1 protein-coding gene is annotated in these 990 nt (G+C 71.8%); it reads left to right on the top strand.

What is annotated here, in order from left to right; all coding sequences use genetic code 11:
* A partial coding sequence (locus DSY14_RS27875; protein WP_249188587.1) for a condensation domain-containing protein occupies window positions 1-990 on the top strand: 990 nt, incomplete at both ends.

Genomic DNA, 990 nt, shown 5'->3' with positions numbered 1-990 from the left:
TTGCCGGGGTTCGAGGTGGTGGAGTGTTCTCCCGGTGAGGTGGACGCGCTGGTGGGGGAGTTCGCGCGTACGCCGTTCGACCTCGCGGTGGACCGTCCGGTGCGGGTGCGGTTGTTCTCCGCGGGTCCGGGTGTGGCGGTGCTGGTGGTGTTGGCGCACCACATCGCGACCGACGGCTGGTCCGAGGGTGTGTTCGTGCGGGACCTGGGGCGGGCCTACGCGGCTCGTCGCGAGGGCGGTCTTCCGGGCTGGGAGGAGCTGCCGGTGCAGTACGCCGACTACGCGCTCTGGCAGCGGGACGTCCTGGGTGCGCCCGACGACCCGGACGGTTTGCTCTTCCAGCAGTTCGACTTCTGGCGGGAGGCCCTCGACGGAGCTCCGGAGGTCCTCGCCCTGCCCCTGGACCGGGCCCGCCCCCCGGTCCCCTCGCACCGGGGCGAGAGCGTTCGCTTCGAGATCGACGCGGAGCTGCACGCGGCGCTGGCGCGGGTGGCCAAGGAGCACGGTTGCACGCTGTTCATGGTGGTGCAGACGGCCCTGGCGGTCGCGCTGTCCAAGGCCGGTGCCGGCGAGGACGTGCCGTTGGGCACTCCGGTCGCGGGTCGTACCGATCCCGCCCTGGACGACCTGGTCGGGTTCTTCATCAACACCCTCGTCCTGCGCACCGACACCTCCGGCGACCCGTCCTTCGGCGAGCTGCTGCAACGCGTCCGGGAGGCGGACCTGGCGGCCTTCGACCACCAGGACGTGCCCTTCGACCTGCTGGTGGAGGAGCTCAACCCGGAGCGCTCCACCGCCCACCACCCCCTCTTCCAGGTCACCGTCGCGCTCAACCCGGCCTTCGCGGACGCCTCGGGCTTCGACCGCGCCGGGACCCCGGAGATCACCACGGTGGACACGGGTGTGGCCAAGTTCGATCTCGCGGTGGGTTTCGTGGAGCGCCGGGATGGTTCGGGCGGGGCGGCGGGGCTGTCGGGGGTCGTGGAGTAC

The organism is Nocardiopsis sp. MG754419 (assembly GCF_018207095.1).
Lineage (GTDB): Bacteria > Actinomycetota > Actinomycetes > Streptosporangiales > Streptosporangiaceae > Nocardiopsis.
The sequence above is the reverse complement of the archived record's forward strand: the minus strand, read 5'-3'. Positions and strand labels throughout refer to the sequence as shown.